Source organism: Micromonospora sp. CPCC 205546 (genome assembly GCF_036902715.1).
GTDB lineage: Bacteria > Actinomycetota > Actinomycetes > Mycobacteriales > Micromonosporaceae > Micromonospora.
The window spans coordinates 1-25,696 of sequence record NZ_JBAKHL010000056.1 but is presented as its reverse complement, the minus strand read 5'-3'; the positions used below and the strand labels follow the sequence as shown (position 1 = coordinate 25,696).

Annotated in this window: 28 protein-coding genes; 15 read left to right on the top strand and 13 right to left on the bottom strand. The window is 74.7% G+C overall.

Going from position 1 to position 25,696, the window contains the following annotated elements:
- Positions 1–57: 57 nt before the first annotated feature.
- From V6U77_RS23065 to V6U77_RS23055, 3 genes are read right to left on the bottom strand one after another with little or no spacing between them, the layout of a single operon-like run.
- Complete coding sequence (locus tag V6U77_RS23065; RefSeq protein ID WP_334608707.1) at positions 58–756, bottom strand: TetR family transcriptional regulator; 699 nt, start codon at positions 754–756, stop codon at positions 58–60.
- A complete protein-coding gene (locus V6U77_RS23060; RefSeq protein ID WP_334608706.1) occupies positions 719–1,213 on the bottom strand; it encodes a thiol-disulfide oxidoreductase DCC family protein in 495 nt (164 codons plus the stop codon). The genes V6U77_RS23065 and V6U77_RS23060 overlap by 38 nt, the downstream gene beginning before the upstream one ends.
- On the bottom strand, positions 1,210–1,803 hold the full coding sequence (locus tag V6U77_RS23055; RefSeq protein WP_334608705.1) for a hypothetical protein: 594 nt from the start codon (positions 1,801–1,803) through the stop codon (positions 1,210–1,212). The genes V6U77_RS23060 and V6U77_RS23055 overlap by 4 nt, the downstream gene beginning before the upstream one ends.
- Positions 1,804–1,970: 167 nt before the next feature.
- Between V6U77_RS23055 and V6U77_RS23050 the strand changes: the two genes are divergently transcribed.
- The gene (locus tag V6U77_RS23050; RefSeq protein WP_334608704.1) at positions 1,971–2,327 is read left to right on the top strand and encodes an STAS domain-containing protein; all 357 of its coding nucleotides are present in this window, start codon (positions 1,971–1,973) and stop codon (positions 2,325–2,327) included.
- A 4-nt stretch (positions 2,328–2,331) separates the two neighbouring features.
- Here V6U77_RS23050 and V6U77_RS23045 read toward each other — a convergent pair whose 3' ends face one another.
- Positions 2,332–3,534 carry a PP2C family protein-serine/threonine phosphatase gene (locus V6U77_RS23045; RefSeq protein ID WP_334608703.1) on the bottom strand — a complete coding sequence of 401 codons (1,203 nt, stop codon included), beginning with the start codon at positions 3,532–3,534 and terminating at the stop codon, positions 2,332–2,334.
- A gap of 84 nt (positions 3,535–3,618) precedes the next feature.
- Positions 3,619–5,070 (bottom strand): glycoside hydrolase family 3 N-terminal domain-containing protein, encoded by a 1,452-nt coding sequence (locus tag V6U77_RS23040; RefSeq protein WP_334608702.1) that lies wholly within the window; start codon positions 5,068–5,070, stop codon positions 3,619–3,621.
- Positions 5,071–5,237: 167 nt separating this feature from the next.
- Between V6U77_RS23040 and V6U77_RS23035 the strand changes: the two genes are divergently transcribed.
- The 3 genes from V6U77_RS23035 to V6U77_RS23025 all read left to right on the top strand — a co-directional run bounded on the left by V6U77_RS23035 (position 5,238) and on the right by V6U77_RS23025 (position 8,516).
- Positions 5,238–6,413 carry an ROK family transcriptional regulator gene (locus V6U77_RS23035; RefSeq protein ID WP_121396220.1) on the top strand — a complete coding sequence of 392 codons (1,176 nt, stop codon included), beginning with the start codon at positions 5,238–5,240 and terminating at the stop codon, positions 6,411–6,413.
- Positions 6,414–6,736: 323 nt separating this feature from the next.
- Positions 6,737–7,543: an ABC transporter ATP-binding protein gene (locus V6U77_RS23030; RefSeq protein WP_442934485.1), complete on the top strand. Its 807-nt coding sequence runs from the start codon at positions 6,737–6,739 to the stop codon at positions 7,541–7,543.
- Between the two features lie 76 nt (positions 7,544–7,619).
- Positions 7,620–8,516, top strand: coding sequence for a ribokinase (locus V6U77_RS23025; RefSeq protein ID WP_334608700.1), 897 nt, complete (start codon positions 7,620–7,622; stop codon positions 8,514–8,516).
- A 32-nt stretch (positions 8,517–8,548) separates the two neighbouring features.
- On the opposite strand, the gene V6U77_RS23020 is transcribed toward V6U77_RS23025, so the two are convergent.
- Complete coding sequence (locus V6U77_RS23020; RefSeq protein ID WP_334608699.1) at positions 8,549–9,298, bottom strand: hypothetical protein; 750 nt, start codon at positions 9,296–9,298, stop codon at positions 8,549–8,551.
- 57 nt (positions 9,299–9,355) lie between these two features.
- Positions 9,356–9,835: a DUF6232 family protein gene (locus V6U77_RS23015; RefSeq protein ID WP_334608698.1), complete on the bottom strand. Its 480-nt coding sequence runs from the start codon at positions 9,833–9,835 to the stop codon at positions 9,356–9,358.
- A gap of 351 nt (positions 9,836–10,186) precedes the next feature.
- Between V6U77_RS23015 and V6U77_RS23010 the strand changes: the two genes are divergently transcribed.
- A complete protein-coding gene (locus V6U77_RS23010; protein WP_334608697.1) occupies positions 10,187–10,489 on the top strand; it encodes a nuclear transport factor 2 family protein in 303 nt (100 codons plus the stop codon).
- Here V6U77_RS23010 and V6U77_RS23005 read toward each other — a convergent pair.
- Positions 10,432–10,905 (bottom strand): DUF6232 family protein, encoded by a 474-nt coding sequence (locus V6U77_RS23005; RefSeq protein WP_334608696.1) that lies wholly within the window; start codon positions 10,903–10,905, stop codon positions 10,432–10,434. The genes V6U77_RS23010 and V6U77_RS23005 overlap by 58 nt on opposite strands.
- A gap of 99 nt (positions 10,906–11,004) precedes the next feature.
- On the opposite strand from V6U77_RS23005, the gene V6U77_RS23000 reads away from it, so the two are divergent.
- Positions 11,005–11,778, top strand: coding sequence for an enoyl-CoA hydratase-related protein (locus V6U77_RS23000; protein ID WP_334608695.1), 774 nt, complete (start codon positions 11,005–11,007; stop codon positions 11,776–11,778).
- Between the two features lie 140 nt (positions 11,779–11,918).
- Entirely contained in the window at positions 11,919–13,541 is a 1,623-nt protein-coding gene (locus tag V6U77_RS22995) for an acetolactate synthase (protein ID WP_334608694.1), read from the top strand.
- Positions 13,542–13,585: 44 nt separating this feature from the next.
- On the opposite strand, the gene V6U77_RS22990 is transcribed toward V6U77_RS22995, so the two are convergent.
- From V6U77_RS22990 to V6U77_RS22980, 3 genes are read right to left on the bottom strand one after another with little or no spacing between them, the layout of a single operon-like run.
- Complete coding sequence (locus V6U77_RS22990; protein ID WP_334608693.1) at positions 13,586–14,023, bottom strand: PLD nuclease N-terminal domain-containing protein; 438 nt, start codon at positions 14,021–14,023, stop codon at positions 13,586–13,588.
- A 27-nt stretch (positions 14,024–14,050) separates the two neighbouring features.
- Complete coding sequence (locus tag V6U77_RS22985; RefSeq protein WP_334608692.1) at positions 14,051–14,428, bottom strand: DUF202 domain-containing protein; 378 nt, start codon at positions 14,426–14,428, stop codon at positions 14,051–14,053.
- A complete protein-coding gene (locus V6U77_RS22980) occupies positions 14,425–14,817 on the bottom strand; it encodes a YidH family protein (protein WP_334608691.1) in 393 nt (130 codons plus the stop codon). Before V6U77_RS22980 ends, V6U77_RS22985 begins: the two co-directional genes overlap by 4 nt.
- 41 nt (positions 14,818–14,858) lie before the next feature.
- Between V6U77_RS22980 and V6U77_RS22975 the strand changes: the two genes are divergently transcribed.
- The 5 genes from V6U77_RS22975 (at position 14,859) to V6U77_RS22955 (ending at position 21,062) form a co-directional block, all read left to right on the top strand.
- Positions 14,859–15,656: a GNAT family N-acetyltransferase gene (locus V6U77_RS22975; RefSeq protein WP_334608690.1), complete on the top strand. Its 798-nt coding sequence runs from the start codon at positions 14,859–14,861 to the stop codon at positions 15,654–15,656.
- Between the two features lie 2 nt (positions 15,657–15,658).
- The gene (locus tag V6U77_RS22970; protein ID WP_442934484.1) at positions 15,659–16,066 is read left to right on the top strand and encodes a hypothetical protein; all 408 of its coding nucleotides are present in this window, start codon (positions 15,659–15,661) and stop codon (positions 16,064–16,066) included.
- Between the two features lie 366 nt (positions 16,067–16,432).
- Positions 16,433–17,212 (top strand): electron transfer flavoprotein subunit beta/FixA family protein, encoded by a 780-nt coding sequence (locus tag V6U77_RS22965; protein ID WP_334608688.1) that lies wholly within the window; start codon positions 16,433–16,435, stop codon positions 17,210–17,212.
- A gap of 11 nt (positions 17,213–17,223) precedes the next feature.
- Positions 17,224–18,183, top strand: a complete 960-nt coding sequence (locus tag V6U77_RS22960) for an electron transfer flavoprotein subunit alpha/FixB family protein (RefSeq protein ID WP_334608687.1) — start codon at positions 17,224–17,226, stop codon at positions 18,181–18,183.
- 170 nt (positions 18,184–18,353) lie between these two features.
- Entirely contained in the window at positions 18,354–21,062 is a 2,709-nt protein-coding gene (locus V6U77_RS22955; protein WP_334608686.1) for an HAD-IC family P-type ATPase, read from the top strand.
- 117 nt (positions 21,063–21,179) lie between these two features.
- Here the strand turns inward: V6U77_RS22955 and V6U77_RS22950 are convergent, their stop codons facing one another.
- Together V6U77_RS22950 and V6U77_RS22945 are read right to left on the bottom strand one after the other, a co-directional pair.
- Complete coding sequence (locus tag V6U77_RS22950; RefSeq protein WP_334608685.1) at positions 21,180–21,968, bottom strand: anti-sigma factor; 789 nt, start codon at positions 21,966–21,968, stop codon at positions 21,180–21,182.
- Complete coding sequence (locus tag V6U77_RS22945; protein ID WP_334608684.1) at positions 21,922–22,524, bottom strand: RNA polymerase sigma factor; 603 nt, start codon at positions 22,522–22,524, stop codon at positions 21,922–21,924. The genes V6U77_RS22950 and V6U77_RS22945 overlap by 47 nt, the downstream gene beginning before the upstream one ends.
- Before the next feature lie 230 nt (positions 22,525–22,754).
- Here V6U77_RS22945 and V6U77_RS22940 point away from each other — a divergent pair, with 230 nt between their 5' ends.
- The 3 genes from V6U77_RS22940 to V6U77_RS22930 all read left to right on the top strand — a co-directional run bounded on the left by V6U77_RS22940 (position 22,755) and on the right by V6U77_RS22930 (position 25,536).
- A complete protein-coding gene (locus V6U77_RS22940) occupies positions 22,755–23,585 on the top strand; it encodes a DUF4397 domain-containing protein (RefSeq protein ID WP_334608683.1) in 831 nt (276 codons plus the stop codon).
- Complete coding sequence (locus V6U77_RS22935; protein ID WP_334608682.1) at positions 23,582–24,238, top strand: class F sortase; 657 nt, start codon at positions 23,582–23,584, stop codon at positions 24,236–24,238. Before V6U77_RS22940 ends, V6U77_RS22935 begins: the two co-directional genes overlap by 4 nt.
- Before the next feature lie 122 nt (positions 24,239–24,360).
- Entirely contained in the window at positions 24,361–25,536 is a 1,176-nt protein-coding gene (locus V6U77_RS22930) for a cysteine desulfurase family protein (protein WP_334608681.1), read from the top strand.
- Positions 25,537–25,696 lie beyond the last annotated feature (160 nt).

Here is a 25,696-nt window from a genome sequence, read left to right as displayed (position 1 = left end):
CGACTGTCGACTAACAGACTCTGACCTGCGGCTATCCGGAGTGGGCCCCGAAAGGCGTCAGTGACGCAGCGTGCGAATGAGGTCGAGCACCTGCCGCGTCACCGGGCGTAGCACGCGCAGCCGGGACAGCCCCACCAGTCGGTCGACCAGCGGCACGGCGCCGTCGATGAGCTGCCGGGTGCGGGTCTGGCCGGGCGAGCGGTCGTAGACCCAGTACAGCACCACTCCCATGTACGCCAGCCAGAGCAGTTCCGGCAGGTGCGGGCGCAGTTCCGGGTCGACGCGGGCGGTGGAGCCCTCGAGGGCCTCGGCGAAGAGGGCGATCGCCGCCTCGCGCGGGCCGGACGACTCCGCCGAGAAGGGGCTCAGCGGGGAGGTCGGCTCCGCGGCCGTCTTGAAGAAGCTCGCGGCGAAGGAGTGCGACGGGGTGAGCACGTCGATCCCGGCGTGCATCACCCCGGCCAGCCGGGCGGCGAGGTCGCTCTCCCGGGTGAGCACCGGCCCGGCCGCCGCCCGGTGCTCCGTCTGGGCGCGCGCGTAGAACTCCTGGATCAGGTGTTCCTTCGAGCCGAAGTAGTAGTAGGCGTTGCCCACGGCCACCCCGGCCTCCTGCGCGATGGCGCGCATGGTGGTCCGGGCGTACCCGCGCTCGCGGAACAGCCGCATGGCGGTGTCCACGATGAGCTGTCGGGTCTGCTCGCCGCGCGCGGTCGCCGGCTCACCCGCAGCGGTCGTCGGCACACTCTGCTCGGTCATCGGGGCCACCGTATCCCGCCAGGTCGTCGGCCGGCTCCGTCCCCGGGTCGCGGACGCGCTCGCGGACCGCGGAGGCGGCGGCCACCACCTGGCGGGCGAGCGGGAGCAGGCGCGGGTGGGCCAGCCGCTCGGCGGCGTCCCGGTGGTCGGCCAGGGCCCAGAGGCAGGCGAGCCATGCGCCGTCGCCCGCGTACACCTCGCCGGTGTCGGCGACCACGGTGAGGTCGCGCAGCGTGGCGTCGTGGTCCAGGCCGGGGAAGCGCCGCCGGGCCTCGGCGGAGGCGGCCGGCACGAACTCCAGGGGTACGAGCTGGGCCCGGGATGCCAGCCAGCGCCGGGCGGCCCGACAGAGTGGGCAGTGCGCGTCGTAGAGGACGGTGAACCCCCGGACGCCACCGCCCCCGTGTGCGGTGGCGTCCGGGGATCCGCCCGACCCGTCAGTGGGTCGGGCGCTCATCGGACCGGTGGTCCGCCGGCCGGCCCGGTCCCCGCCCCCGGTCCGGCGGGGTGCGGTCCGGCGGGATGCGGCCCGGCGGGGTGCGGCCCGGCGGTGGGCTGCGCCCCCGTGGGGTACGGCCCGGCGGTGGGCTGCGCCCCCGTGGGGTACGGCCCCACGGGCTGGGCCCCCACGGGTCGGGCGTCGCGCGGCGCGGGTGGCATCGGCAGCCGGCCGACGGGCGCGAGCGGCGGATGGGTGGCGAGCTGGCGGAGCCGGCCACGGCGGTACCGGCCGAGCGCGAAGACGTTGAAGAAGTGCAGCGCACCGAGCACCAGCAGCACCAGGCCGATCTTGAGGGAGAGTTCCTCCATCGCCTGGGCGGTGGAGCCGACCGGATCGGGGTGCTTCATCGCCACCGTGACGTAGCCGAGATTGAGCAGGTAGAAGCCGACGACGAGCAGACTGTTGACGGCTCTGGCCAGCCGCTCGTCGGCGAACACCTCCTCGAGGAAGACCAGCCCGTTGCGCGTCAGCGCCCGGGCCACCCAGATGGTCAACCCGATGCTGATCGCCAGGTAGACCAGGTACATCCAGACCTTCGTGTCCATCGTCGAGACCCTTCTTGAACATGTTCAATTTTCTCGCCCCACTGTAGGGCAGTTCTTGAACGCGTTCAAGTGAGACTCGACGGTCGTCGGCGTGGCCCGCCCGGACGCCGGGTCGGTATGGTCGAGTCGCGCCGGTGTGGCGCGTCCTTCAACGGGTGAGGCGGGGCATGGACCGGCGTACGCGGGACACGGAGCCGGGGCGGATGGTTCTGCGCCCTGCCGGAGAGATCGACATGGCCAGCGCCGGCGAGTTCGAGGCGACGCTCACCGAGGCGCTGCGCCGGCCCGGGGTCCGGGAGGTCGTCGTCGACCTCGCGGCCGTGCGGTTCCTGGACTCCAGCGGCGTACGCGTCCTGGTGCACGGCGCCGCCGTGGGCCGCGAGCGCGACGTGACGCTGCGGGTGACAGGCCCGCAGTCGGGAGTGGCGCGGGTCCTGCGGATCACCGGTGTGGACGCCCTGCTCGGGCTCGCCGACGCCGACACCGGCCGACCCGTCGCGCGGGGGTGGCGCGGGCTCGACTGAGCGCTCAGGGCTCCGAGTTCGCCGACGCGTCCGCGGACCACTCGACGAGCATCAGTGTGGCGTCGTCCCGGTGCGCCCCGCCCTGGTGCTCCGTCACCGCGTGACTGAGGCGGCGCAGCGTCTCCGCGGCCGGCAGCCCGGAACCGATGTGCCGTTCGGCGAGGTCCGCCAGGCGGGGCAGCCCGAACATCTCGCCCGCCGGGTCGCGCGCCTCGGTCACCCCGTCGGTGTGCAGCAGCAGCCGGTCGCCCGGCTCGAGCCGGGTCCGGGCCACCTCGACGCCGTCGTCCGGCAGGCCCAGCGGGAGCCGGCGGCCGCCGGCCAGCTCCTGCACGGTCCGGCCCCGGCGCAGCAGCACCGGCGGCGGGTGCCCCGCGTTGACGTAGCGCAGCAGCCCGGTGCCGGTGTCGAACTCGGCGAGCACCGCCGTGACGAACCGCGCGTCGCGCCACTGGGCGACGATCGCGGCGTCCACCGCCCGCGCCAGGCCGGGCAGGTCCGAGCCGGCGCGCCGGGCCGCCCGCAGCGCGGCCAGCGCCACCGAGGTGGTGAGCACCGCCGGCAGGCCGTGACCGACGCCGTCGAGGATCGCCAGCGTCACGGTCGGGCCGTTCACCGCGTAGTCGAAGGCGTCCCCGCCGACCTCGTAACAGGGCTCGAGCAGGGCGCTGACCACCACCTGCGAGGTGGCGAAGGTCAGCGGCGGCAGCAGGTTCCACAGCAGCTCGGCGGAGACGCCCATCGGCCGGCTGCGGCGCGCGCGGTGCAGCACGTCCCCGTAGTCCCGCTTGCTGGTGACCAGGTGGCCGACCAGGCCGGAGACGAGCCGGCAGCCGTCGCGCAGCGCCTCGTCGCCGAGGTCGACGTCGGTGGGCGGGAACACCTCCAGCAGGCCCAGCCGGTCGGTGCCGTTGACGATCGGCACCCACAACCGCGGCGGTGGCCCCTGCCCCGCGTGCACCTCGACCTGGGTGAAGGCGCGCCCGGCCAGGCTGGTGTCGATCGGCAGCACCTCCGGCGCCGGCCGGGACGACCCGGGCAGCGGGCGCAGGTCACGCTGCTCGGCGTCGACCAGGTACACGGTCGCCGTCACGCCCAGCGGCCGGAGCACGGCGTCGACCAGGTCCGCCAGCTCGTCCGGGGGCAGCCGGTGGGACCGGGACGCGAGATCGGCCAGGGCCCGGTGCCAGGGGTCGGTGGCGGTCATGCTGTCGCATACCCAGGGCCGGCCCGGTCCACGCCGACCGGCCCGACCGGGAGCGCACGGGCCGGCGACGACGCGGTGCCGGCGTCAGCCGACCAGCCCGAGCACCTCGGCGGCCGCGCGGCCGCAGGCGTGGCTCGCGCCGTACGTGGTGACGAACGCCCGGACGCCCACCGGGCGCCACCGGGAGGGCCAGCCCATCTCGACCACGGTCACCGGGTGCGCGGCGGCCAGCGCGGTCACCAGGTCCGCGCCGCCCGGCAACCGGTGCAGGTGGCGACCGACCAGCACGATCGGCCGGTCACCGGCGAGCTGGCGCAGGGCGGCCGGCCCGGTCTCGGTGGCGACCACCCGCAACTCCTCCGCGCCGTCCAGGTGCGGGCCGAGGCCCCACGGCACCCGCCCCTCGGCGATGGTCGACGCGGCGTGCAGCTGGACGATCAGCGGGCGGTCCAGGCCGGCCAGCTCCCCCTCCACCCGGACGGCGCGCCGCGCCGCGGCGTACCCGAGCCCGTCGGGGACGGCCGACGCCGAGCCGGCGGCCCGGGTCCAGGCGGCGAGCGCGGCGGCGCTGCCGGCCGCCTCCTCCACCCGCGCCCGGTCGAGGCGGCCGTCACCGAGCGCGCCGACGATCTCCGCGACCACCCGCTCGACCAGCTCGGCGTCGACCTGGGCGCCGATGCACAGCAGGTCGGCGCCGGCGGCGAGCGCCCGGACGGCGGCCGGACCGACCCCGCCGGCCGCCACCGCGGCGCCCTTCATCTCCAGCGCGTCGGTGATGACCGTGCCGGTGAAGCCGTACTCGTTGCGCAGCAGGTCGACCAGGACCGCCCGGCTGAACGTGGCGGGGCCGTCGCCGGTCAGCGTCGGCACCCGGATGTGTGCCGTCATCACGGCGCGCGCGCCGGCCTCGACGACCGCGGCGAACGGCGGCAGGTCGCGCCGGCGCAGCACGTCGAGCGGCACGTCCACGGTGGGCAGCTCGTGGTGGGAGTCGGCGACCGTCGCGCCGTGCCCCGGGAAGTGCTTGGCGCAGGCGGCGACCCCGGTGGCCTGGAGGCCGGCCACGGCCGCGGCGGAGTGCGCGGCGACCCGGGCCGGGTCGGCGCCGAACGAGCGGGTGCCGATCACCGGGTTCTCGTCGGCGGTGTTGACGTCCACCGTCGGCGCGAGGTTCACGGTGACGCCGAGGGCGGCCAGTTCGCCGCCGATGGCCGCGTAGACCTGGCGGGTCAGCGCCACCTCGTCGATCGCGCCGAGCGCCGCGTTGCCCGGGTACGGGCTGCCGGTGGCGTGCGCCAGCCGGGTGACGTCGCCGCCCTCCTCGTCGATCGCGACCAGCACGTCCGGGCGGCCGGCCCGCAGGGCGGCGGTGCTCGCCGCCACCTGCCCCGGGTCGTGGACGTTGGTGCCGAACAGGGTGTGCCCCGCGAGCCCCTCGGCGACCAGGTCGACCGCCCAGCCCGGGGGCACCGGCCCCGGATACGCGGCGAGCAGCGTGCCGAGCGCGAGCCGGCGCAGTCCTGGATCCAGCCCCACGTGATCTTCCCCTTTCGTCCCCGACGGCACGCAAGTCGTACCGGCGGGGGTCGGTGACGTACCTGGTCGGCCGACCACCCCGCTCCGGGCCGGCCGATACGCTGTCGGCTACCCGCTCGCAGGTCGGTTTACAGTTAGCAAGGTTTACCAAAACTAGAGGACGTGGCATGAGTGCGACCCGGCTGCCCGGCACCCCCCGCCTGTTGCGGGCGCTGAACGACCGCGCGGCGTTGGAGCTGCTGCTGGAGCGGGGACCGCTGACCCGGGCCCGGCTCGGCGAGCTGACCGGGTTGTCCAAGGTCACCGCCTCCCAGCTCGTCGAGCGGCTGGAGGAGCGGGGACTGGTCACCCGGGTCGGCGAGCAGGCCGGCGGGCGGGGACCGAACGCCCAGCTCTACGCCGTGCGGCCTGGCAGCGCGCACGTGGTCGGGGTGGACGTGGGCGCCGACCGGGTCGTCGCGGCCTGCGCGGACATCACCGGGGCGGTGATCGGCCGCGTCGAGCAGTCGACCCACGACACCGACGATCCCGTCGGGGTCGTGCACAACGCGGTGGTCCAGGCCGCGAGCAGCGCCGGGGCGCAGCTGTCGAGCGTACGGCGGATCGTGCTGGGCACCCCGGGCCTCGTCGACCCCGGCACGGGCGACATCACGTTCGCCTTCAACCTGCCCCGCTGGCACACCGGTCTGCTCGCCGCGCTCCGCGACGACCTGCACACCCCGGTGGTCTTCGAGAACGACGTCAACCTGGCCGCCGTCGCCGAGGCGCAGTCGGGCGCGGCCCAGGGGCTGACGGACTTCGTGCTGGTCTGGGTGGGCGCCGGCGTCGGCCTGGCGATCGTGCTGGGCGGCCGGCTGCACCACGGCAGCAGCGGCGCCGCCGGCGAGATCGGTTACCTGCCGGTGCCCGGCGCGCCCATCCCGCGCGACGTGTCCCGCCGCGCGAAGCCGGCTTTCCAGCAGTTGATCGGCGCGGACGCGGTCCGGGACCTGGCCCGCGCGCACGGCTACCCGGACGACAGCGGCGCCGCCGCGGTCCGGGCCGCGGTGGCCGACGGCACGGCGGGCGGTCCCATGCTCGACGAGGTGGCCCGCCGGCTGGCGCTGGGCGTGGCGAGCACCTGCGTGGTGCTGGACCCGCCGCTGGTGGTGCTCGCCGGGGAGGTCGGCCAGGCCGGCGGGGCGGCGCTGGCCGAGCGCGTGCAGCACGAGGTCGCGGCGATCACCCTGGTCCGCCCCCGGGTGGTCCCCACCGGGCTGACCGAGGAGCCGATCCTGCGTGGTGCGCTGCGCACCGCGCTGGACGCCGTGCGCGACGAGGTCTTCGGCTCGACCGTCGGCTGACCGGGGCCGGTCGCCCGCCGCGGCCGGGGGCGCGGTGGCCACGCCCGACCCGCTGCGGTGGGGTCGGGGGCGGGCGTGCGTCATGTGAAGGAATATTTCATCGCCGACGTGGGTGCTGCAAGGACTTGCCGCGCCCGGGTCGGCGCCGGCTCCCGTGACCGGGAGCACCTGCCGCCGGTCACGTCAGGTCGCGGCGGCCGAACGTCGGGAAGGCGGCGGCCGTCAGCGCGCCCGTCGACCGTCCCCGGGTTGTGGTGACCAACGACACGGCCCCACCCTATGGCCGGGGCGCCGCCCGTGGGGGGCTCCCCGGCGGTGCGTGGTTGGATGGTCGGGTGACTGGGGACGAGGATCTGGTGGTCAGCCTCGACGGCGTCGGCGTACGCCGGGCTGGCACGGCACTGCTGCACGACGTCGACTGGCGGGTCGAGCTGGACGAGCGCTGGGTGGTGCTCGGGCCCAACGGCGCCGGCAAGACGACCCTGCTCAACCTCGCCGCCGGGCGGCTGCACCCGACCACCGGCACCGCCCACGTGCTCGGCGAGCGGATCGGTCGCACCGACGTCAACGAGCTGCGGACCCGCATCGGGCTCTCCACCGCCGCGCTGGCCGAACGGGTGCCTGCCGACGAGCGCGTCAGCGACGTCGTCGTCACGGCGGCCTGGTCGGTGCTCGGGCGCTGGCGGGAGAGCTACGACAGCAGCGACGAGGCCCGCGCCCGCGCCCTGCTGGGCCAGCTCGGCATCGGCGGGCTCGCCGAGCGCACCTACGGCACCCTCTCCGAGGGCGAGCGCAAGCGGGTGCAGATCGCCCGCGCGCTGATGACGGACCCGGAGCTGCTGCTGCTCGACGAGCCCGCCGCCGGGCTCGACCTGGGCGGGCGGGAGGACCTGGTCGCCCGGCTGGCCGAGCTGGCGTACGACCCGGACGCCCCCGCGCTGGTGCTGGTGACCCACCACGTGGAGGAGATCCCGCCCGGCTTCACCCACGCGCTGCTGCTGCGCGAGGGCGGCGTGGTGGCGCAGGGGCTCCTCGACGCCACGCTGACCGGGGACAACCTCTCCAAGACGTTCGGGCTGCCGCTGGTCGTCGAGCGCTCCGGCGACCGGTTCACCGCCCGCGCCGCCTGACCGGCCCGGGTCGGACGGCAGCCGCCGCCGGGGTCCTAGACTTCGCCGCAGCACGTCCGGCGGCGAGGAGGTGGCGATGCGGCAGACGCGGGTCGTCGTGGTGGGCAGCGCCAACATGGACCTGGTGGGCACCGCCCCCGCCCTGCCCCGGCCGGGGGAGACCCTGCTCGGCACCGACTTCGTGACGGTGCCCGGCGGCAAGGGCGCCAACCAGGCCGTGGCCGCGGCCCGGGCCGGTGCCTCCTGCGCCTTCCTCGGGGCGATCGGCTCCGACTCGTTCGGCGTCACCCTGCGGGCCCGGATCACCGCCGCCGGCGTCGACACCGGGCAGCTGCGCACGACGTACGGCACGTCGGGCGTGGCGCTGGTGATGGTCAACGCCGAGGGCGAGAACGCGATCCTGGTCAGTCCGGGCGCCAACGCCTCGATGACCGCCCTGACCGAGCCCGAGCTGACCGCCGTACGCGGGGCGGACGTGCTGCTCGCGCAGCTGGAGATCCCGGTCGCGACGGTGACCGAGGCGGCCGTCGCGGCCCGGTCGGCCGGCACCCGGGTGGTGCTCAACGCCGCCCCGGCCGTGCCGGTGCCCCCGGAGCTGCTGGCGGCGACGGACCTGCTGGTGGTCAACGAGACCGAGGCCCACGCGCTCACCGGCCACGGCCTGGACGAGCCCTCGACCCTGCTCGACCTGGCGCCCCGGGCGGTGCTCACCCTCGGCGCGCGGGGCGCCTGGTACGGCGACCGGGACGGCACCGCCGTGCACGTGCCGGCGGTCAAGGTCGACGTGGTGGACTCCACCGCGGCCGGGGACGCCTTCACCGCCGCGCTCGCGGTGGCCTGGGGCGAGGGCCGCGACATCATCGACGCGGTGCGCTGGGCGGCGGCGGCCGGAGCGGCCTGCGCACGCCGGCTCGGCGCCTCCGTGGCGCTGCCGACCCGGGCGGAGATCGACGAGCTGTACGTCCCCGGCTGAGCCGCCCGGCCACGGGCCGTGCGGTCCTTCGGTCACGCCTCGGCGTCGTCGGTGAGCTTCTCGCCCCGGCGGCGGAGCATGCCCAGCCCGGGGATGCCGGCGACGGCGAGCTTCAGGTCGCGGGTGACGTCGAGCAGGTCGTGCAGGTCCGGGCCGACCCGGTCCAGGGTGGCGAGGATCGGCAGGACGTCCGCCGTCAGGTGCTGCTTGAGCTTCGGCAGTTCGTCGACGAGCCGGATCGCGGCGGTCACCTCCTCGTGGCTGAGCTGCTCCACGAAGTGGTTCGCCATCGGGGCGGCCCGGCGCAGCGCCGGCTCGTACGCCGTCATCAGCTCGGCGGCGGTGGCCGCGGCCTCCGCCGCGGTGCCGACCGTGCCGGCGGCCCGGGCGGCCACCGCGTCGGCCTCGCCGACCACCGCACCGGCCGTGCGGGCCACCTTCTCCGCCTCGCCGACCACGACGGCCGCGGCCGCGGCCACCTCGGTGGCAGTGTCGATGGCGGCGGTCGCGGCGGCGCTGATCACGGCCACCTCCCGCACCGCGCCCTCGGCGTCGGTGAGCACCCGGTCGGTGCGGTCGAGGGTCTGCTCGATCCGGTCCACCACGCCGTCGATCCGGTCCACCATGCCGTCGACCCGGGCGAGCAGGGCCTCCACCGAATCGAGCACGGCGAACGCGCGGGCCGGCACGGCGGCGAACGAGGCCGCCGAGCCGAGGGCCTGGTCGAGAGCGGAGCGGGTCAGACCGACGACCGCGGCGGGCCGGGGGAGGGGAATCACCATGGCACCCAGTGTGCGTCGCGCGCGCCCGTACCGCCGGACAGCGCGACGGGCCCGAGGTCAGGAGCCCGGTTGCTGCTCGACCGCGCGCTGCACCGCCCGGTAGATCTGCCCGAACCGCAGCGCGTCCGGCGTGCGCAGCAGCAGCACCTCCCGGCCGTGGTGCTGGACCCAGAGCTCGTGCATCTTGCTGCCCCGCTCGTAGGAGCGGTCGAGCCAGCCGAGCGGGATCTCCAGGAACGGGGTCAGGGCCAGCGCGCCGACCGCGCACGCGGCGAGAATGATCAGCGCCAGTTGCCACTCGCCCCGGTCCTGCGCCGACCAGGCCAGCGAGAGCACGCAGACCACCGCGACCAGCGGGGGCAGCGAGAGGAGCAGGACCAGCACGCCGCGACCCAGCACCCGGCCCCGCACCGCGAGCGTCTTCGGCCCCTGCGCGTGCCACACGTACGTCACGTCGGCGATCGCCACAGCGTGCCCGCCCGCCCGGATCGACTCCGACGTCACCTGCACCGCGTCGTCCCGGTAATAGATGGTCATCACTAACCCTAACCACTGCCTGGCGGGTCGCGCCGCTCGCGCGGTCCGCTCGGGCGGGCGGGTGGCGCAGGGCGCGGCGGTGCCAGGCGGGGCAGTGTCGCGCGGAGGTGTAGGTCGGGCGGGCCGTGCCGGGCCAGGTGGTGGCGCGTCGGCCCTTTGGAGCTGAATCGTTCATGACATCGCCCTGTGGGTCGCTGGCGCTCGTCGGGCGGCCGGAGCGGCTGAGTCGCTTACGTCATCAGCTCCAAAGGGCGCGCGAGGCCGTACCGCCGCCGCCGTGTGACGGGTGCGCCTCGTCCGCCTCCGGTCCGAGTCGGTCCGAGTCGGTCCGAAGCGGTACCGTGACCGGTCATGACGGAGCAGGAGCGCAACGTCGAGGTGGTCCGCCGCTACCTGCGGACCTTCGTCACCAAGGACCTGGTGGAGTTGCGCGCGGTGGTCGACGAGGACGTGCGGATCTACGGCTCGGGGGCCGGGGTCCGGGGGCGGCATTACGTCGAGGGGGCCGTCGCCTCGCCGGGGCTGACCGTGCTCGACCAGGAGATCGTCGAGATCTTCGCCGCCGGCGACCGCGTGGTGGTGTCGCTGGCGCAGACCTACCGCCGGGGCGGCACCGGCTGGCCGGCCTCGGCGGCCCGCTGCACCGCCCGGTAGATCTGGCCGAAGCGCAGCGCGTCGCGGGTGCACAGCAGCCGCACCGGCTGCCCGCGCCAGCGGACCCAAATCTCCAGCTGCCGGCTGCCCCGGGTGTAGGAGCGGTCCAGGTGCTCGAAGAGGAAGTCGGCGACCGGACCGACCGCGAGACCGACCAGCGCCGAGGCGCCGACGATCGCGACGGTGACGGTGAGGGAGCGGTCCAGCCAGAGCGCCAGCGCGATGCCGAGGGCGGCGGCGACCAGGGGGCCGGCGAGCGCCGCGCCGATCGCACCGCGCCCGGCGAGCACCCGCCAGGACCGGCTGCCGCGCCGGTGCCAGACCATGCTGATGTCGGCCAGCCGGAACGTCCGGCCGTCCACCCGGACGGCGGCCGACGTGACCTGCACGGACCTGTCGTCGTAGTACGTGATCATGGCGGTACTCCCGGTGGCGGGCCTGAGACCACACTACTTACCCCAACGATCCGGGCCGTAAGGTTGGCACGCGACTTCGACGAGGAAGTGAGGGCCAGCGTGGGCGAGTTCGTGCGGTTGGAGACCAAGGACGGCATCGGCACCATCCGGCTGGAGCGGCCGCCGATGAACGCCCTGAACACCCAGGTGCAGGAGGAGCTGCGCGCCGCCGCCGCCGCGGCCACCGCCGACCCGGGCGTCCGCGCGGTCATCGTGTACGGCGGGGAGAAGGTCTTCGCGGCCGGCGCGGACATCAAGGAGATGGCCGATATGTCCTACGTGGACATGGCGGACCGGGCGGCCGACCTGTCCAGCGCCCTCGGCGCGATCGCCCGGATCCCGAAGCCCGTGGTGGCGGCGATCACCGGCTACGCCCTCGGCGGCGGCTGCGAGCTGGCGCTGGCGTGCGACTGGCGGGTGGTGGCCGAGGACGCCAAGCTCGGGCAGCCGGAGATCAAGCTCGGCATCATCCCCGGCGCGGGCGGCACCCAGCGGCTGGCCCGCCTGGTCGGTCCGGCGCGGGCCAAGGACCTCATCATGTCCGGCCGGATGGTCGACGCCCAGGAGGCCCTGCGGATCGGCCTGGCCGACCGGGTCGCGCCGGCGGCGGAGGTCTACGACACGGCGGTCGAGCTGGTCCGCCCGTACCTCACGGGTCCGGTGCAGGCCCTGCGCGCCGCGAAGCTCGCCGTCGACGGCGGCCTGGACATGGACCTCAACTCCGGCCTGGCCTGGGAGAGTCAGCTCTTCGCGGCGCTCTTCGCCACCGACGACCGGCGCGAGGGCATGGCGGCGTTCGTGGCGAAGCGCAAGCCGGACTTCACCGGTCGCTGACCGGTCCGGACCGGCGGCGGCCGGCGGGGCTGCCACCCGCCGGCCGCGCCGGCCCAGGGGACGAGTCGAGAACTGTTCACATCCGGCCTACCGGTGAGTAGCGTGTGACTCCGGTCGAGCGGACGAAGGGGAAAGCGGCGATGACGGAGCGGATCGAAGGTCACGGCGGGGAGCTCGCGCTCGCGGCGCTGCGCGCGTACGGGGTGCGGGAGATGTTCACCCTCTCCGGCGGGCACGTCTTCCCGCTCTACGACGCCGCGCACAAGGCCGGCTTCCCCCTCTACGACGTGCGGCACGAGCAGTCGGCGGTCTTCGCCGCCGAGGCGGTCGCGAAGCTCCAGCGCCGGCCGGGTCTCGCCGTGCTTACCGCCGGCCCCGGCGTCACCAACGGCATCTCCGGGCTGACCAGCGCATACTTCAACGCCTCCCCGGTGCTGGTGCTGGGCGGCCGGGCCCCGCAGTTCCGCTGGGGCTCGGGCAGCCTGCAGGAGATGGACCACCTGCCGCTGGTCGCCCCGGTCACCAAGCACGCCGAGACGGTGTTCAGCCCCGACGACATCCCGCGCGCGGTCACGGCGGCGCTGACCACCGCGCTCACCCCGCACCGGGGTCCGGTCTTCCTCGACTTCCCGCTGGAGGCGATCTTCTCGGTCTCCGACGTCGAGCTGCCCCCGCTGCCCGGCATCGCGCCGGTCGAGCCCGACCCCGACGAGGTGACGAAGGCGGCCGGCCTGATCGCCGCCGCCCGCCGCCCCGTGATCATCGCCGGCTCCGACGTCTACGCCGGGGACGCGGTCGACGCCCTGCGGGCAGCCGCCGAGGCGCTCCAGGTGCCGGTCTTCACCAACGGGATGGGCCGGGGCGCGCTGCCGCCGGAGCACCCGCTCGCCTTCGCCAAGGCCCGTCGCGTGGCGCTGAAGGGCGCCGACGTGGTCGTGGTGGTCGGCACCCCGCTCGACTTCCGGCTCAGCTTCGGCGACTTCGGCGACGCCCAGGTGGTGCACGTCGTCGACGCGCCCAGCCAGCGGGCCGGGCACGTCCAGCCCGCCGCCGCCCCCGCCGGCGACCTCCGGCTCATCCTCACCGCGCTGGCCGACCACCCGGGCGACCGGGCCGAGCACGCCGACTGGATCGCCGAGCTGCGTACCGCCGAGGACGCCGCGAAGGCCCGCGACGCCGAGGAGATGTCCGCCGAGACGGACCCGATCCGGCCCGCCCGGGTCTACGGCGAGCTGCGCAAGGTCCTGGCCCGCGACGCCATCACCATCGGCGACGGCGGCGACTTCGTCTCGTACGCCGGCCGCTACCTGGAGCCCGCGCAGCCCGGCACCTGGCTCGACCCGGGCCCGTACGGCTGCCTCGGCACCGGCATGGGCTACGCGATGGGTGCCCGGGTCAGCCACCCCGACCGGCAGATCTGCGTCCTCATGGGCGACGGCGCGGCCGGCTTCTCGCTGATGGACGTGGAGTCCCTCGCCCGGCAGAAGCTGCCCGTGGTGATCGTGGTGGGCAACAACGGCATCTGGGGGCTGGAGAAGCACCCCATGCGCGCCATGTACGGCTACGACGTCGCCGCCGACCTCCAGCCGGAGCTGCGTTACGACCAGGTCGTGAGCGCCCTCGGCGGAGCCGGCGAGACGGTGGCGAAGGCCGGCGACCTCGGTCCGGCGCTGCGGCGGGCGTTCGACGCCGGCGTGCCGTACCTCGTCAACGTGCTCACCGACCCGGCTGACGCGTACCCCCGCTCGTCGAACCTGGCCTGAGCTCAGCCGCCGCCGTCGCCGGGCAGCCGGCGACGGCGCGGGGTTCAGGCGCTGGGCGTGGACCCCTCGGGGCGGTCCTCCTCGCGCGGCGGCTCGCCGTCGCGCCGGCGCATCTCGTCCTCGCGGCGGCGCAGGTCCTCCTCCCAGCGGCGGAACAGCTCCCCGTCCTCCCGCCGGGAGCGTTCGCCGAGCGAGCGGAGGAACTCGGGGTCGTCGTCGGGGGCGACCGGGCGGGGCCGCTCCCGGGGCGGCAGGATCCGCCCCTTCGGAGTTGCGCCGCCGACGGGTCGCCCGGGGACGCGCTCGCGCCCGGCGGCGAACCAGGCGAGGGACCCGAGCAGCGGGAAGAACAGGATGATCAGCACCCAGACGATCCGGGGCAGGGCTTTGATCTCGCCCTCCTCGGCGGAGAGGCAGCTGATCAGGGCGCAGACGGCGAGGACGATCTGCACCACGAAGAGGAGGACGTAGAGCCGGGCCATGGGTCAATGATGGCCTACCGGCTCCCGTCAACCCAGTCCGCGCGCCGCCAGCAGGGTGCCGAGCAGCGCGAACCCGACGGTGGCCAGGGCGACCAGGGGCAACGCGCGTCCGTATCCGGGGGCCGGGCCGGTGCCGGTGGCCCGCCGCCAGCAGACCGTCAGCGCCGCGCCCCAGCCCAGCACGGCGGCCCCGGCGACCGACGCGCCCAGCGTCACGTCCTGCCTCCCGCCGCCGGGCGGGCCGGTGAGCGCGAGTCGCACGGTCAGCACCATGATCACGGTGAGCGCCAGCGCCGTACGCCGCCAGGCCAGCCGGGTCCGCTCGGGTTGCAGCCCGGGGTCGCGCGTCGATCCGTCCGGCGCCGGCGGCACCGTCCGGTGGCGGCGCGGGCCACGCCGGCTCACGGGCCGCCGATCGCCCGGACCAGCACCGCCGCGACCAGCAACAGCGCGCCGAGACCGACGGCGAGGGCGAGCACCGCCGGGAAGCGGGACGCGGGCAGTTCCTCGCCGAGCCGGATGGCCCGTTCCGTACGCGCCCAGTGGTCGACCGCCCGGACGGCGACCGTGCCACCGAGCAGCAGCAGCGCGACGGCGATCACCTCGCGCAGGTGTGCCAGCGGCAGCGGCGGCAGGAACTGCGCGGCGGCCAGCCCACCCGCGACCAGCGCCAGCCCCGTACGCAGCCAGGCCAGGAAGGTCCGTTCGTTGGCCAGCGAGAAGCGGTAGTCGGGGGTGCTGCCGACCGCACGCAGCTCGCGCGGGTCGAACCATCGTCTGATCGCCTGCCACACGCCGCCGATTATCCGCTTCCCCTCGGTCGTAGCCTCGGGTGATGACCGATCTTGACGCCCGTACCCTCCGGGACGCCTACGACGCCCAGATCCGCCCCGAGATCCCGGACCCGTTGCCGGCCGGGGTCACCGTGCAGCGCGACGGCCCGCTCGTGCGCGTCCTCGGCCTCGACAGGCGTGGCTTCCTCACCTACCGCACCCTGGACGGGCTCGCCGGCGCCGAGCTGGACGCGTTGATCGCCCGGCAGGTGGAGATCTTCCGCCGCCGTGGCGAGGCGGTGGAGTGGAAGCTCAACGGCCACGACCAGCCGGCCGACCTGCCCGACCGGCTGCGCGCCGCCGGGTTCGTCGCGGAGGACGAGGAAACCGTCGTGGTCGGTCCGGTCGCGGCGCTGGCCGCCGCCGTCCCCGTGCTGCCCGAGGGGGTACGCCTGCGCGAGGTCAGTGCCCGGGAGGACCTGGAGCGGATCGCCGCGATGGAGGAGGCGGTCTGGCACGACGACCGTGGCCACCTGGCGACCGCCCTGGCGAAGGAGATCGAGGCCGACCCGCAGTCGATCACCGTGGTGGTGGCCGAGGCCGGTGACGAGGTGGTGAGCGCGGGCTGGGTGCGCTACCAGGCCAACACCGGCTTCGCCACCCTCTGGGGCGGCTCGACCCTGCCCGGGTGGCGGCGGCGGGGCGTCTACCGGGCGCTCGTCGCGTACCGGGCGCGCCTGGCCGAGCAGCGCGGCAGGACGTTGCTCCAGGTGGACTGCTCGCCGGACAGCCGGCCGATCCTGGAGCGGCTGGGGCTCGTAGCGGTCACCACCGTCACCGCCTACGTCTACACTCCGTGATCATGGAGCAGCGGTTGACGGCCGAGGAGCGGCTGACCCTCAAGACGGGCGCGTTCGGGGCGGTGTTCCTGGTCGCCAACGCGGACCCGGGGATGCTGGCCCTGTTCCGGGAGAGCTTCGCCGCCTCCGGGGCGATGGCCGACAGCAGCGGGGTGGTGAAGGAGGCGCTGACCAGCGGTCCGCTGCCGCAACTGCCCCGGGACTCGGCGCGGGAGATCGAGTCGGTGGTGCTGCCGGCGCTGGGTCGCTCCGTGCGCATCCTGCGCGAGAAGTCGCCGCAGGACGTGGCGGGCTACCGCGAGGTGGTGCTCTCCGCGGCCGAACGGGTGGCGCAGGCGCACCGGGGGGTGGCCCCGGCCGAGGCGGCGGTCATCGCGCGGATCCGGAACGCGCTCGATCAGCCGGCGTGAGCCGCCCCGGCGACCAGAGCGCCCGGACAGCGGCCCGTACGCACCGGTCGCGCAGCCGGCCGCAGGCGCACCGGTAGGCGTCGGGTCGCGTCCGCCGACACAGGTGCCGCGGTACGTCGGGATGATGGCCGCTGGCCTTTTCTGACATTTCGTGACACCTCCCGATTCGCCAGATTACCCGCCCGCAGGGCCTTCGGTGAGCTGTGTCACCCTGAGGTCGCCGGAGCGGAATGCTACTGGCAGGTAACATTGCGCCGTGGGCAACTGCACAGCACCGCGCGGTTGACCGGCGTCAGCGGACGCGCGAGGCTGCGCCCCAGACCGGGCGAGCGATCGCAACACCAACAGGAGGGTCGTCGAAGCGCGATGAACATCGTCGTACTCGTCAAGCAGGTGCCCGATTCGGGCGCGGACCGCAACCTGCGCACTGACGACAACACCGTCGACCGCGGTTCGGCGAACAACGTCATCAACGAGATGGACGAGTACGCCATCGAGGAGGCGTTGAAGATCAAGGAGGCGCACGGGGGCGAGGTGACCGTCCTGACCATGGGTCCGGACCGGGCGACCGAGTCGATCCGCAAGGCGCTCTCCATGGGGCCGGACAAGGCCGTGCACGTCGTGGACGACGCCCTGCACGGCTCCTGCGCCGTCGCCACCTCGAAGGTGCTCGCCGCCGCGCTCGGTCAGCTCAACGCCGACCTGGTGCTGTGCGGCAGCGAGTCGACCGACGGCCGGGTCCAGGTCATGCCGCACATGATCGCCGAGCGGCTGGGCATCGCGGCGCTGACCGGCGCCCGCAAGCTCACCGTCGACGGCTCCAGCCTGACCGTCGAGCGGCAGACCGAGGAGGGCTACGAGGTGGTCACCGCCACCACCCCCGCCGTGGTCTCCGTCTGGGACACCATCAACGAGCCGCGCTACCCGTCCTTCAAGGGCATCATGGCCGCCAAGAAGAAGCCGGTGCAGACGCTCTCCCTGGGTGACCTCGGGGTCGCCCCGGCCGAGGTGGGCTTCGAGGGCGCGACCAGCGCCGTGCTGGAGCACACCAAGCGCCCGCCGCGCTCCGGCGGCGCGAAGATCACCGACGAGGGCGACGGCGGCGTCAAGCTGGTCGAGTTCCTCGCCACCGAGAAGTTCGTGTGAGAGGTCTGGACATGTCTGAGGTTCTCGTCGTCGTCGAAGCCACCCGGGAATTCGGCGTCAAGAAGGTCACCCTGGAGATGCTCACCCTCGCCCGCGAGCTGGGCACCCCGAGCGCGGTCGTGCTCGGCGGCCCCGGCGCCGCCGAGGCGCTGAGCGCCAAGCTGGGCGAGTACGGCGCGGAGAAGATCTACGCGGCCGAGAGTGAGGAGATCGACGGCTACCTGGTGGCCCCCAAGGCGACCGTGGTGGCCGAGCTGGTCTCCCGTACGCAGCCGTCCGCCGTGCTGCTGGCGTCGTCCCAGGAGGGCAAGGAGATCGCCGCCCGGCTGGCCGTCAAGCTGGACAACGGCATCCTGACCGACGTGGTCGGCCTGGCCGCCGACGGCACCGCCACCCAGGTGGCCTTCGCCGGCTCCACGATCGTCAAGTCCAAGGTCACCCGCGGCCTGCCGCTGGTCACCGTCCGGCCGAACTCGGTCAACCCGACCCCGGCGGCGGCCACCCCGGCCGTCGAGCAGCTCACCGTCGCGGTCACCGACACCGACAAGCTGGCCAGGGTCGTCGACCGGGTCGCCGAGCAGAAGGGCTCGCGCCCTGAGCTCACCGAGGCGGGCATCGTCGTCTCCGGTGGTCGCGGCGTCGGCAACGCCGACAACTTCAAGCTGGTCGAGGAGCTGGCCGACCTGCTCGGCGGCGCCGTCGGCGCGTCCCGTGCGGCCGTCGACTCCGGCTACTACCCGCACCAGTTCCAGGTGGGGCAGACCGGCAAGACGGTCTCCCCGCAGCTCTACGTCGCCCTCGGCATCTCCGGCGCCATCCAGCACCGGGCCGGCATGCAGACCTCGAAGACCATCGTCGCGGTGAACAAGGACGGCGAGGCGCCGATCTTCGAGCTGGCCGACTTCGGCGTGGTGGGCGACCTGTTCAAGATCGTCCCGCAGGCCGCGGACGAGATCCGCAAGCGCAAGTGAGCTGACGTCCGACCGCGCGAGGGCCGGCAACCGCGACGCGGTTGCCGGCCCTCGCCGTTGCCGGGGCCGCGCCCGAACGGCTCGCGCGCCCCGGGTCGGCCTGCGACGATGGAGACGATCTCCGGGGGCACCCGCGCCCGGCCGTCCCCGGGCGGAACAGGAGTGTGCCGATGCCGGCCAGGACGTCCGACGGCGATCACCACGCGCTCGCCGCGCACGAGGTCGTGCTGCTGCTCGGGACCGACACCGAGCACGGGCTGACCGAGGAGGAGGCGGCGGCCCGGCTCCAGCGGTACGGACCCAACGTGCTGCCCAGCGCCGCCGGGGGCGGAGCCCTGCGCCGCCTGCTGCGCCAGTTCCACAACCCGCTGATCTACGTGCTGGTCGCCGCCGGCGTGGTCACCCTGCTGCTCGCCGAGTACGTCGACTCGGCGGTGATCTTCGGGGTGGTGCTCGTCAACGCCGTCGTCGGCTTCCTGCAGGAGTCCCGTGCGGAGGCGGCCCTCGACGCGCTGCGGGCGATGGTGCGTACGCAGGCCCGCGTGCTGCGCGCCGGCCGGCAGCGCCAGGTGTCGTCGGACGACGTGGTCCCCGGGGACGTGGTGCTGCTGGAGGCGGGCGAGAAGGTGCCCGCCGACCTGCGGCTGGTGCGCGCCGCCGAGCTGCGGGCCGACGAGTCGGCGCTGACCGGCGAGTCGCTGCCCGTACGCAAGGACGAGCTGGTCGTGCCGGCCGAGACGCCGGTGGCCGACCGCCGCAACCTGCTCTACTCGGGCACCCTGCTGACCGGCGGCACGGCGGCCGGCGTCGCGGTGGCCACCGGGGCGGAGACGGAGCTGGGCCGGATCCACCGCCTGGTCGGCGGCGCGCAGGTGCTGGACACCCCGCTGACGGTGAAGCTCGCCCGGTTCAGCCGGCTGCTCACCGTCGCGATCCTGTTCCTCGCCGCGGTGACCTTCGGCATCGGCGTACTGCGCGGGCAGGACGCGGGGGAGACGTTCACCGCCGCCGTGGCGCTCGCCGTGGGCGCGATCCCGGAGGGGCTGCCCGCCGCCGTGACGATCACCCTGGCGATCGGCGTCTCGCGGATGGCCCGCCGCCGCGCGGTGATCCGGCGGCTGCCGGCGGTGGAGACGCTGGGCAGCACCACGGTGATCTGCACCGACAAGACCGGCACCCTGACCGAGAACCAGATGACGGTGCAGGTGCTCTGGACCCCGCAGGGGCGCTACGACGTGGACGGCACCGGCTACACGCCGACCGGCGGGATCCGGGACTCCGCCGGCGGCCCGGCCCCGACCGGGCAGGGCCCGCTGCGCTGGTCGCTGCTGGCCGGCGTGGCGTGCAACGACGCCCGCCTGGACGAGCAGGACGGCCGCTGGGTCGTGCTGGGCGACCCCACGGAGGGGGCGATGCTGGTGGCGGGCGCCAAGGTGGGGCTGCACGCGCACGAGGTCGCCGCCGAGCTGCCCCGGGTCGCCGCCGTGCCGTTCACCTCGGAGCGGCAGTTCATGGCGACCCTGCACGAGCGTCCCGGCGGCGACCGGGTGGTGCTCGTCAAGGGGGCGGTGGAGCGGGTGGTCGAGTGGTGCGGGTCGACCCTGCGCCCCGACGGCTCGACGGGGCCGCTCGACGCCCCGGCCGTGCTGGCCGCCGCCCACGAGTTGGCCGCCGAGGGGCTGCGGGTGCTCGCCACCGCGATGCGGCCGCTCGGCCCGACCGACGGGCTCGTGGAGGAGGAGTTGGCCGGCGACCTGGTCCTCACCGGCCTGCACGCGATGCTCGACCCGCCCCGGGCCGCCGCGGCGGCGGCCGTCACCTCCTGCCACCGCGCGGGGATCGACGTGAAGATGATCACCGGTGACCACCTGGCCACCGCCAGCGCCATCGCGCGCCGGATCGGGCTGCTGCGGACCGAGCCCGGTCCCGGTGACGTGCTGACCGGCACCGACCTCGCGGCGCTGCCCGCCGGGGAACTGCCCGCGGCCGTACGGCAGGCGTCGGTGTTCGCCCGGGTCTCCCCCGAGCAGAAGCTGCGGCTGGTGGAGGCGTTGCAGGCCGACGGCCAGGTCGTCGCCATGACCGGCGACGGGGTCAACGACGCCCCCGCGCTGCGCCAGGCCAACATCGGGGTGGCCATGGGCCGCAGCGGCACCGAGGTCGCCAAGGAGGCCGCCGACGTCGTGCTCACCGACGACGACTTCGCCACCATCGAGGCGGCGGTGTCGGAGGGGCGCGGCGTCTTCGCCAACCTGACCAAGTTCATCACCTGGACGCTGCCCACCAACGCGGCGGAGGGGCTGGTCATCCTCGTCGCGATCGTGCTCGGCTCGGCGCTGCCGATCCTGCCGAGCCAGATCCTCTGGATCAACATGACCACGGCGGTGTTCCTCGGCCTGACGCTCGCCTTCGAGCCGAAGGAACCCGGGATCATGGACCGGCCGCCCCGCGATCCCGGTCAGCCCCTGCTGACCGTCGCGCTGGTGGTCCGGGTGCTGCTGGTCTCCGCGCTGCTGGTGGTGGGCGCCTGGTGGCTGTTCGAGTGGGAACGCTCCGGCGGGGCCGACCTGGCGCAGGCGCGCACCGCCGCGGTGAACCTCTTCGTCACCGTGATGGCGTTCTACCTGTTCAGCTGCCGCTCCCTGACCCGCTCGCCGTGGCGCCTGGGCCTGTTCAGCAACCGCTGGCTGATAGTCGGGGTGCTCGTGCAGGCCCTCGGCCAGCTCGCCCTGACCTACCTGCCGGTGATGAACGACCTGTTCCGCACGGCGCCCATCGACGGGCAGGCGTGGCTGCGGATCCTGGGCATCGCCGTCGTGGTCTCCGCCATCGTGGCGCTCGACAAGCGGTTCGGCCGGTTCGGCCGCCGCCTCGGCTGACCTGCCCCTCCGACCGGCCGACCGGCCGGCCGGCGCCTCGGCCGAGCTGCGGAGGCGACGACCGGGGCCGGCGATGGGAGCTGATCGGCGGGCCGGGGAGCTGAGCCGGCCCGCCGATCAGCCCGTCAGGGTGCCCCTCAACAGGCTCTTGCCGGAGTGGGCGGTGTTGTTGTCGTACGCCTCGGCGGAGACGTCGACAACCGAGTATGCCTCAAGGTCCACGTTCGGCGGCAACGGCAGCAGCTCGTCCGTGGCGTCGCCGAGCACACCGACCGAGAACATCTGCATGTTCCGCGGGTTGATGAGCCACACCTCGTAGTACCCCGGGACGTCCGGGAGATTCGCCAGATGCAGGTGCAATCGGCCGTTGTCGAACACCCGGGCCTCGCCGTTGGCGTCCGGCGGCGTCGCGCCGTACGCCTTCAGAGGGGCGCTGGCCAGCACCACCCGCGGCGGGGCGGGCTCCGGCGTCGGCCCGGTCCCGTCGAGCACGACGAGGGTGCCGACGACGCCGACCACGGCGGCGGCCGCCGCGGTCGCGGCGGTCGCGGCCCAACGCGACCAGCGCCCGCGACGGCGCGACGGCGCGAGGAGCACCCCGCCCGCGCCATCGCCCGGCCGGTCGCCGGACGGGCGCTCGTCGGACCGCTCGGCACGCGGCCCGGGCAGTGCCGGGAGGGTCTCCGCCGCGCGGATCTCCGCGACGATGTCCTGCCAGACGTGCTCCGGTGGGTCGGGCAGATCGTGCAGGCCCTGGGTGCCGGCGCCCAGGCCGGCCACGTGCTGGAGGGTGTCCATCTCGGTCCGGCAGTGCGCGCAGGCGCCGAGGTGGGTGCTCTCCGTGGTGTCCGCCTCGCTCTCACCGAGCGCCAGGAAGACCAGCCGGTCGTGGTCCAGATGTGACACCGTCCACCTCCCATCTGCGTTTCAAGCTCGCCATGCCGCGCCGGATGTGGCTCTTGACCGTGCCCAGCGGCACCCCGGTCACCGTCGCTATCTGCTGGTGGGTCAGGTCGTCGAAGAACGCCAACTCCAGCATGCGCCGCTGGTCGTCGGGCAACCGGGCCAGCTCGTCGGCGACCACCAGCCGGTCGACCACCGTGTCCGGGTCGGGGCCCGTGCGCGCCGTCTCCGGCAGCTGCCGGACCGTCTCGACCACCCGGGTCTCCCGCGCGGAGGCCCGCAGCCGGTCGATCACCTTGCGCCGGCCGATGCCGAGCAGCCAGCCGACCAGCGAGCCCTTCTCCGGGTCGAAGGTGTCCCGCCCCAACCAGGCGGCGACGAAGGTGGTCTGGGTCACGTCCTCCGCGTCGCTGCGGTTGGCCAACGTGCTGGTCGCCAGGTGCAGGACCACCCGGCCGTACCGGTCGTACGCCTCCCGCAACGCCTGCTCGTCGCCCGCGCGGAAGCGCGCGGCGAGGTCGTCCTCGGGTGGGTACGGCTCCTGCCGTGCCGCTGTCACAGGGCGGCTCGCCTTCCAGGGGGCATGCCCGACTGTAACTCCCACAGCCATCGCCCCACCTTTCCGGTCGGTCTGGTCTCAGCAGCTCTTCGCTCCGCGGGCGCCGGACGGATGCGGATCCGGCGGACGAAAAGAAGTTGTTCCCGGCCGCATCCGGCGGCGGTGGGCGGGGCGTAACTCGTTCTGCACACCAGGCCTGACGAATCAGCACCAAATACCAGGAGGCAGACATGGAGCTCTCGTACTTCCGTCGGGTCGCGGCGGGCGGCGCGGTCGCCGCGCTGACGTTCGCCGGAGCCGGTGCCCTCACCGCCACCCCCGCGTACGCCGCCTCGTCCAAGGTCTCCGTCGTGCACGGCATCCCGGACACCCCGGTCGACGTGTACGTCAACGGCGAGAAGACGCTGGACAACTTCAAGCCCGGCGACGTGGCCGGCCCGCTGGACCTGGCGGAGGGCGCGTACGACATCGCCCTCACCAAGCCCGGCGAGCCGGTGGCCCAGGCCATCCTCACCGTCGACGACGCCGAGGTGCCGGGCGGGGCGAACATCAGCATCGCCGCCCACCTCGACGCCGCCGGCAAGCCGAAGATCACGCCGTTCGTCAACGACACCGGCAAGGTCGCCGCCGGCAAGGCCCGGCTGATCGTCCGGCACACCGCGGCCGCCCCGGCGGTGGACGTGCGCGCCGGCGGCACCCCGGTCTTCGAGGGCCTCACCAACCCGAACGAGGCCAAGGGCGACGTCGACGCGGGCACCGTCAAGGCCGACGTGGTGCTCGCCGGCACCGACACGGTGGCGATCGGGCCGGCGGACCTCGACCTCAAGGAGGGCACCGCGACGATCGTGTACGCCATCGGCTCGGCCGAGGCGAAGAACCTCGGCGTCGTGGCGCAGACCATCACGGGCCTGCACTCGGCCCCGGCCGGGGTGCCCAGTGGCGACGGCGGTCGGGCCGGCACCGGCGTGGACACCTGGTGGTACGTGCTGACCGGCGCCGGCGCGCTGCTCCTCGTCGGCGGCGGGGCGCGGGTGGCCACCGCCCGGACCGGTCGCAGGTGACGGTGCGTCATCGCGGGGCGCTGGCGGCCGTGGCCGCCGGCGTCGCCGCGCTCACCGTCGCGACCGTGGTCGCCTGCGGTTCCCAGCCGGCCGAGGACGTCGGCGCGGCGGAGGCGGCCGACCTGGCCAGCACCGTCCCGAGCACGCCGGCCGCCGGCCCGTCGGTGTCCGTGGCCCGGGGCGACCTGCCCGGCGGTACGCGGACCGTCCCGCCCGTACGGCTGGTCATCCCGGCGATCGGGGTCAGGGCCACGGTCGACGCGGTCGGCATCAACGGCGCCACCGGCGAGTTCGAGGTGCCGCCCAGCGTGGACCGGATCGGCTGGTACCGCCACGGCCCCGGGCTGGAGGCGAAGGCCGGTTCGGTGGTCGTCGCCGGGCACGTGGACAGCGCCACCCAGGGCGAGGGGGCCTTCTTCCGGCTCCGGGAACTCGACCGCGGCGACACCCTCACCGCCACCGGCGTCGACGGCGTCGGCAAGGAGTACCGGGTGATCGCCCGGGAGGAGTACCGCAAGACCAAGATCCCCCTGGACCGGTACTTCGCCCGGGACGGCAAGCCCCGGCTGACCCTGATCACCTGCGGCGGACCGTTCGACGCGCAGGCACGCCGGTACCGCGACAACATCGTGGTCACCGCCGTGCCGGCCTGACCGGATCCCCGGTTCGTCGCGGGCTCGCGGCCGGGGCGGGGAGCGCGACACCTCCCGCCCCGGCCGCGCACGGCGTACTCCGGGCTCCGCAGGGTCCGGCACCGGTCGTAGGCTGAACGGTGATGGTTTACCTGGATCACGCGGCGACCACCCCGATGCTCGACGAGGCACTCGAGGCGTACGTCGCCACCGCCCGCGAGGTCGGCAACGCGTCGTCACTGCACGCGGCGGGCCGCCGTGCCCGGCGGCGGGTGGAGGAGTCGCGGGAACGGGTGGCCGCCGCGCTGGGCGCGCGGCCCTCCGAGGTCGTCTTCACCGGCGGCGGGACCGAGAGCGACAACCTCGCGGTGAAGGGCATCTTCTGGGCCCGCCGGTCGGCCGACCCGCGGCGGGACCGGGTGGTCTCCAGCGCCGTCGAGCACCACGCGGTGCTCGACGTGGTGGACTGGCTCGTCGACCACGAGGGGGCCGGCGTGGGCTGGCTCTCCGTCGACGCCGCCGGCCGGCTCGGCCCCGACGAGCTGCGCGCCGAGCTGGCCGCGCACGGCGACCGGGTCGCGGTGGTGACGGCGATGTGGGCCAACAACGAGGTCGGCACCGTGCAGCCGGTCGCCGAGCTGGCCGCCGTCGCCGCCGAGCACGGGGTGCCGTTCCACACCGACGCGATCCAGGCGGTCGGGCAGGTGCCGGTGGACTTCGCCGCCGCCGGGGTCGCCGCGCTGACCGTCACCGGGCACAAGCTCGGCGGGCCGACCGGCGTCGGGGCCCTGCTGCTCGCCCGCGACGTGTCGGCCACCCCGCTGCTGCACGGCGGCGGGCAGGAGCGCGACGTGCGCTCCGGCACCCTCGACACCGCCGGCATCGTGGCCTTTGCGGTCGCCGTGGAGGCGGCGGTCAAGGGCCAGCAGGAGTACGCGGCCCGCATCGCCGCGCTCCGCGACGACCTGGTGGAGCGGGTCCGGCACGCGGTGCCCGAGGTCGTCTTCAACGGCGACCCGACCGACCGGCTGCCGGGCAACGCGCACTTCTCCTTCCCGGGCTGCGAGGGCGACGCCCTGCTGCTCCTGCTGGACGCCCAGGACATCGCCTGCTCGACCGGCTCCGCCTGCTCCGCCGGGGTGGCCCAGCCGTCGCACGTGCTGATCGCCATGGGCGCCGACGACGACCGCGCCCGCTCGTCGCTGCGCTTCACCCTCGGTCACACCAGCACCCCCGCCGACGTCGACGCCCTCATCGCCGCCCTCCCGGTCGCCGTCGACCGCGCCCGCCGCGCCGCCGCCCTCCGCACCCCCCGCTGACCCCACCTCCCCCCACTCCTCCTGCGGCGATCATGCAGTTGTGGTGCCCGAAGCGTGGCTTTCCGCGGCATTCCTCCACCGCCACAACTGCATGATCGGCAGGAGGACGGGGTGGGAGGGCGGAGGGAGGGGGGGAAGGGCGGGGGGGTGGGGGAAGTCG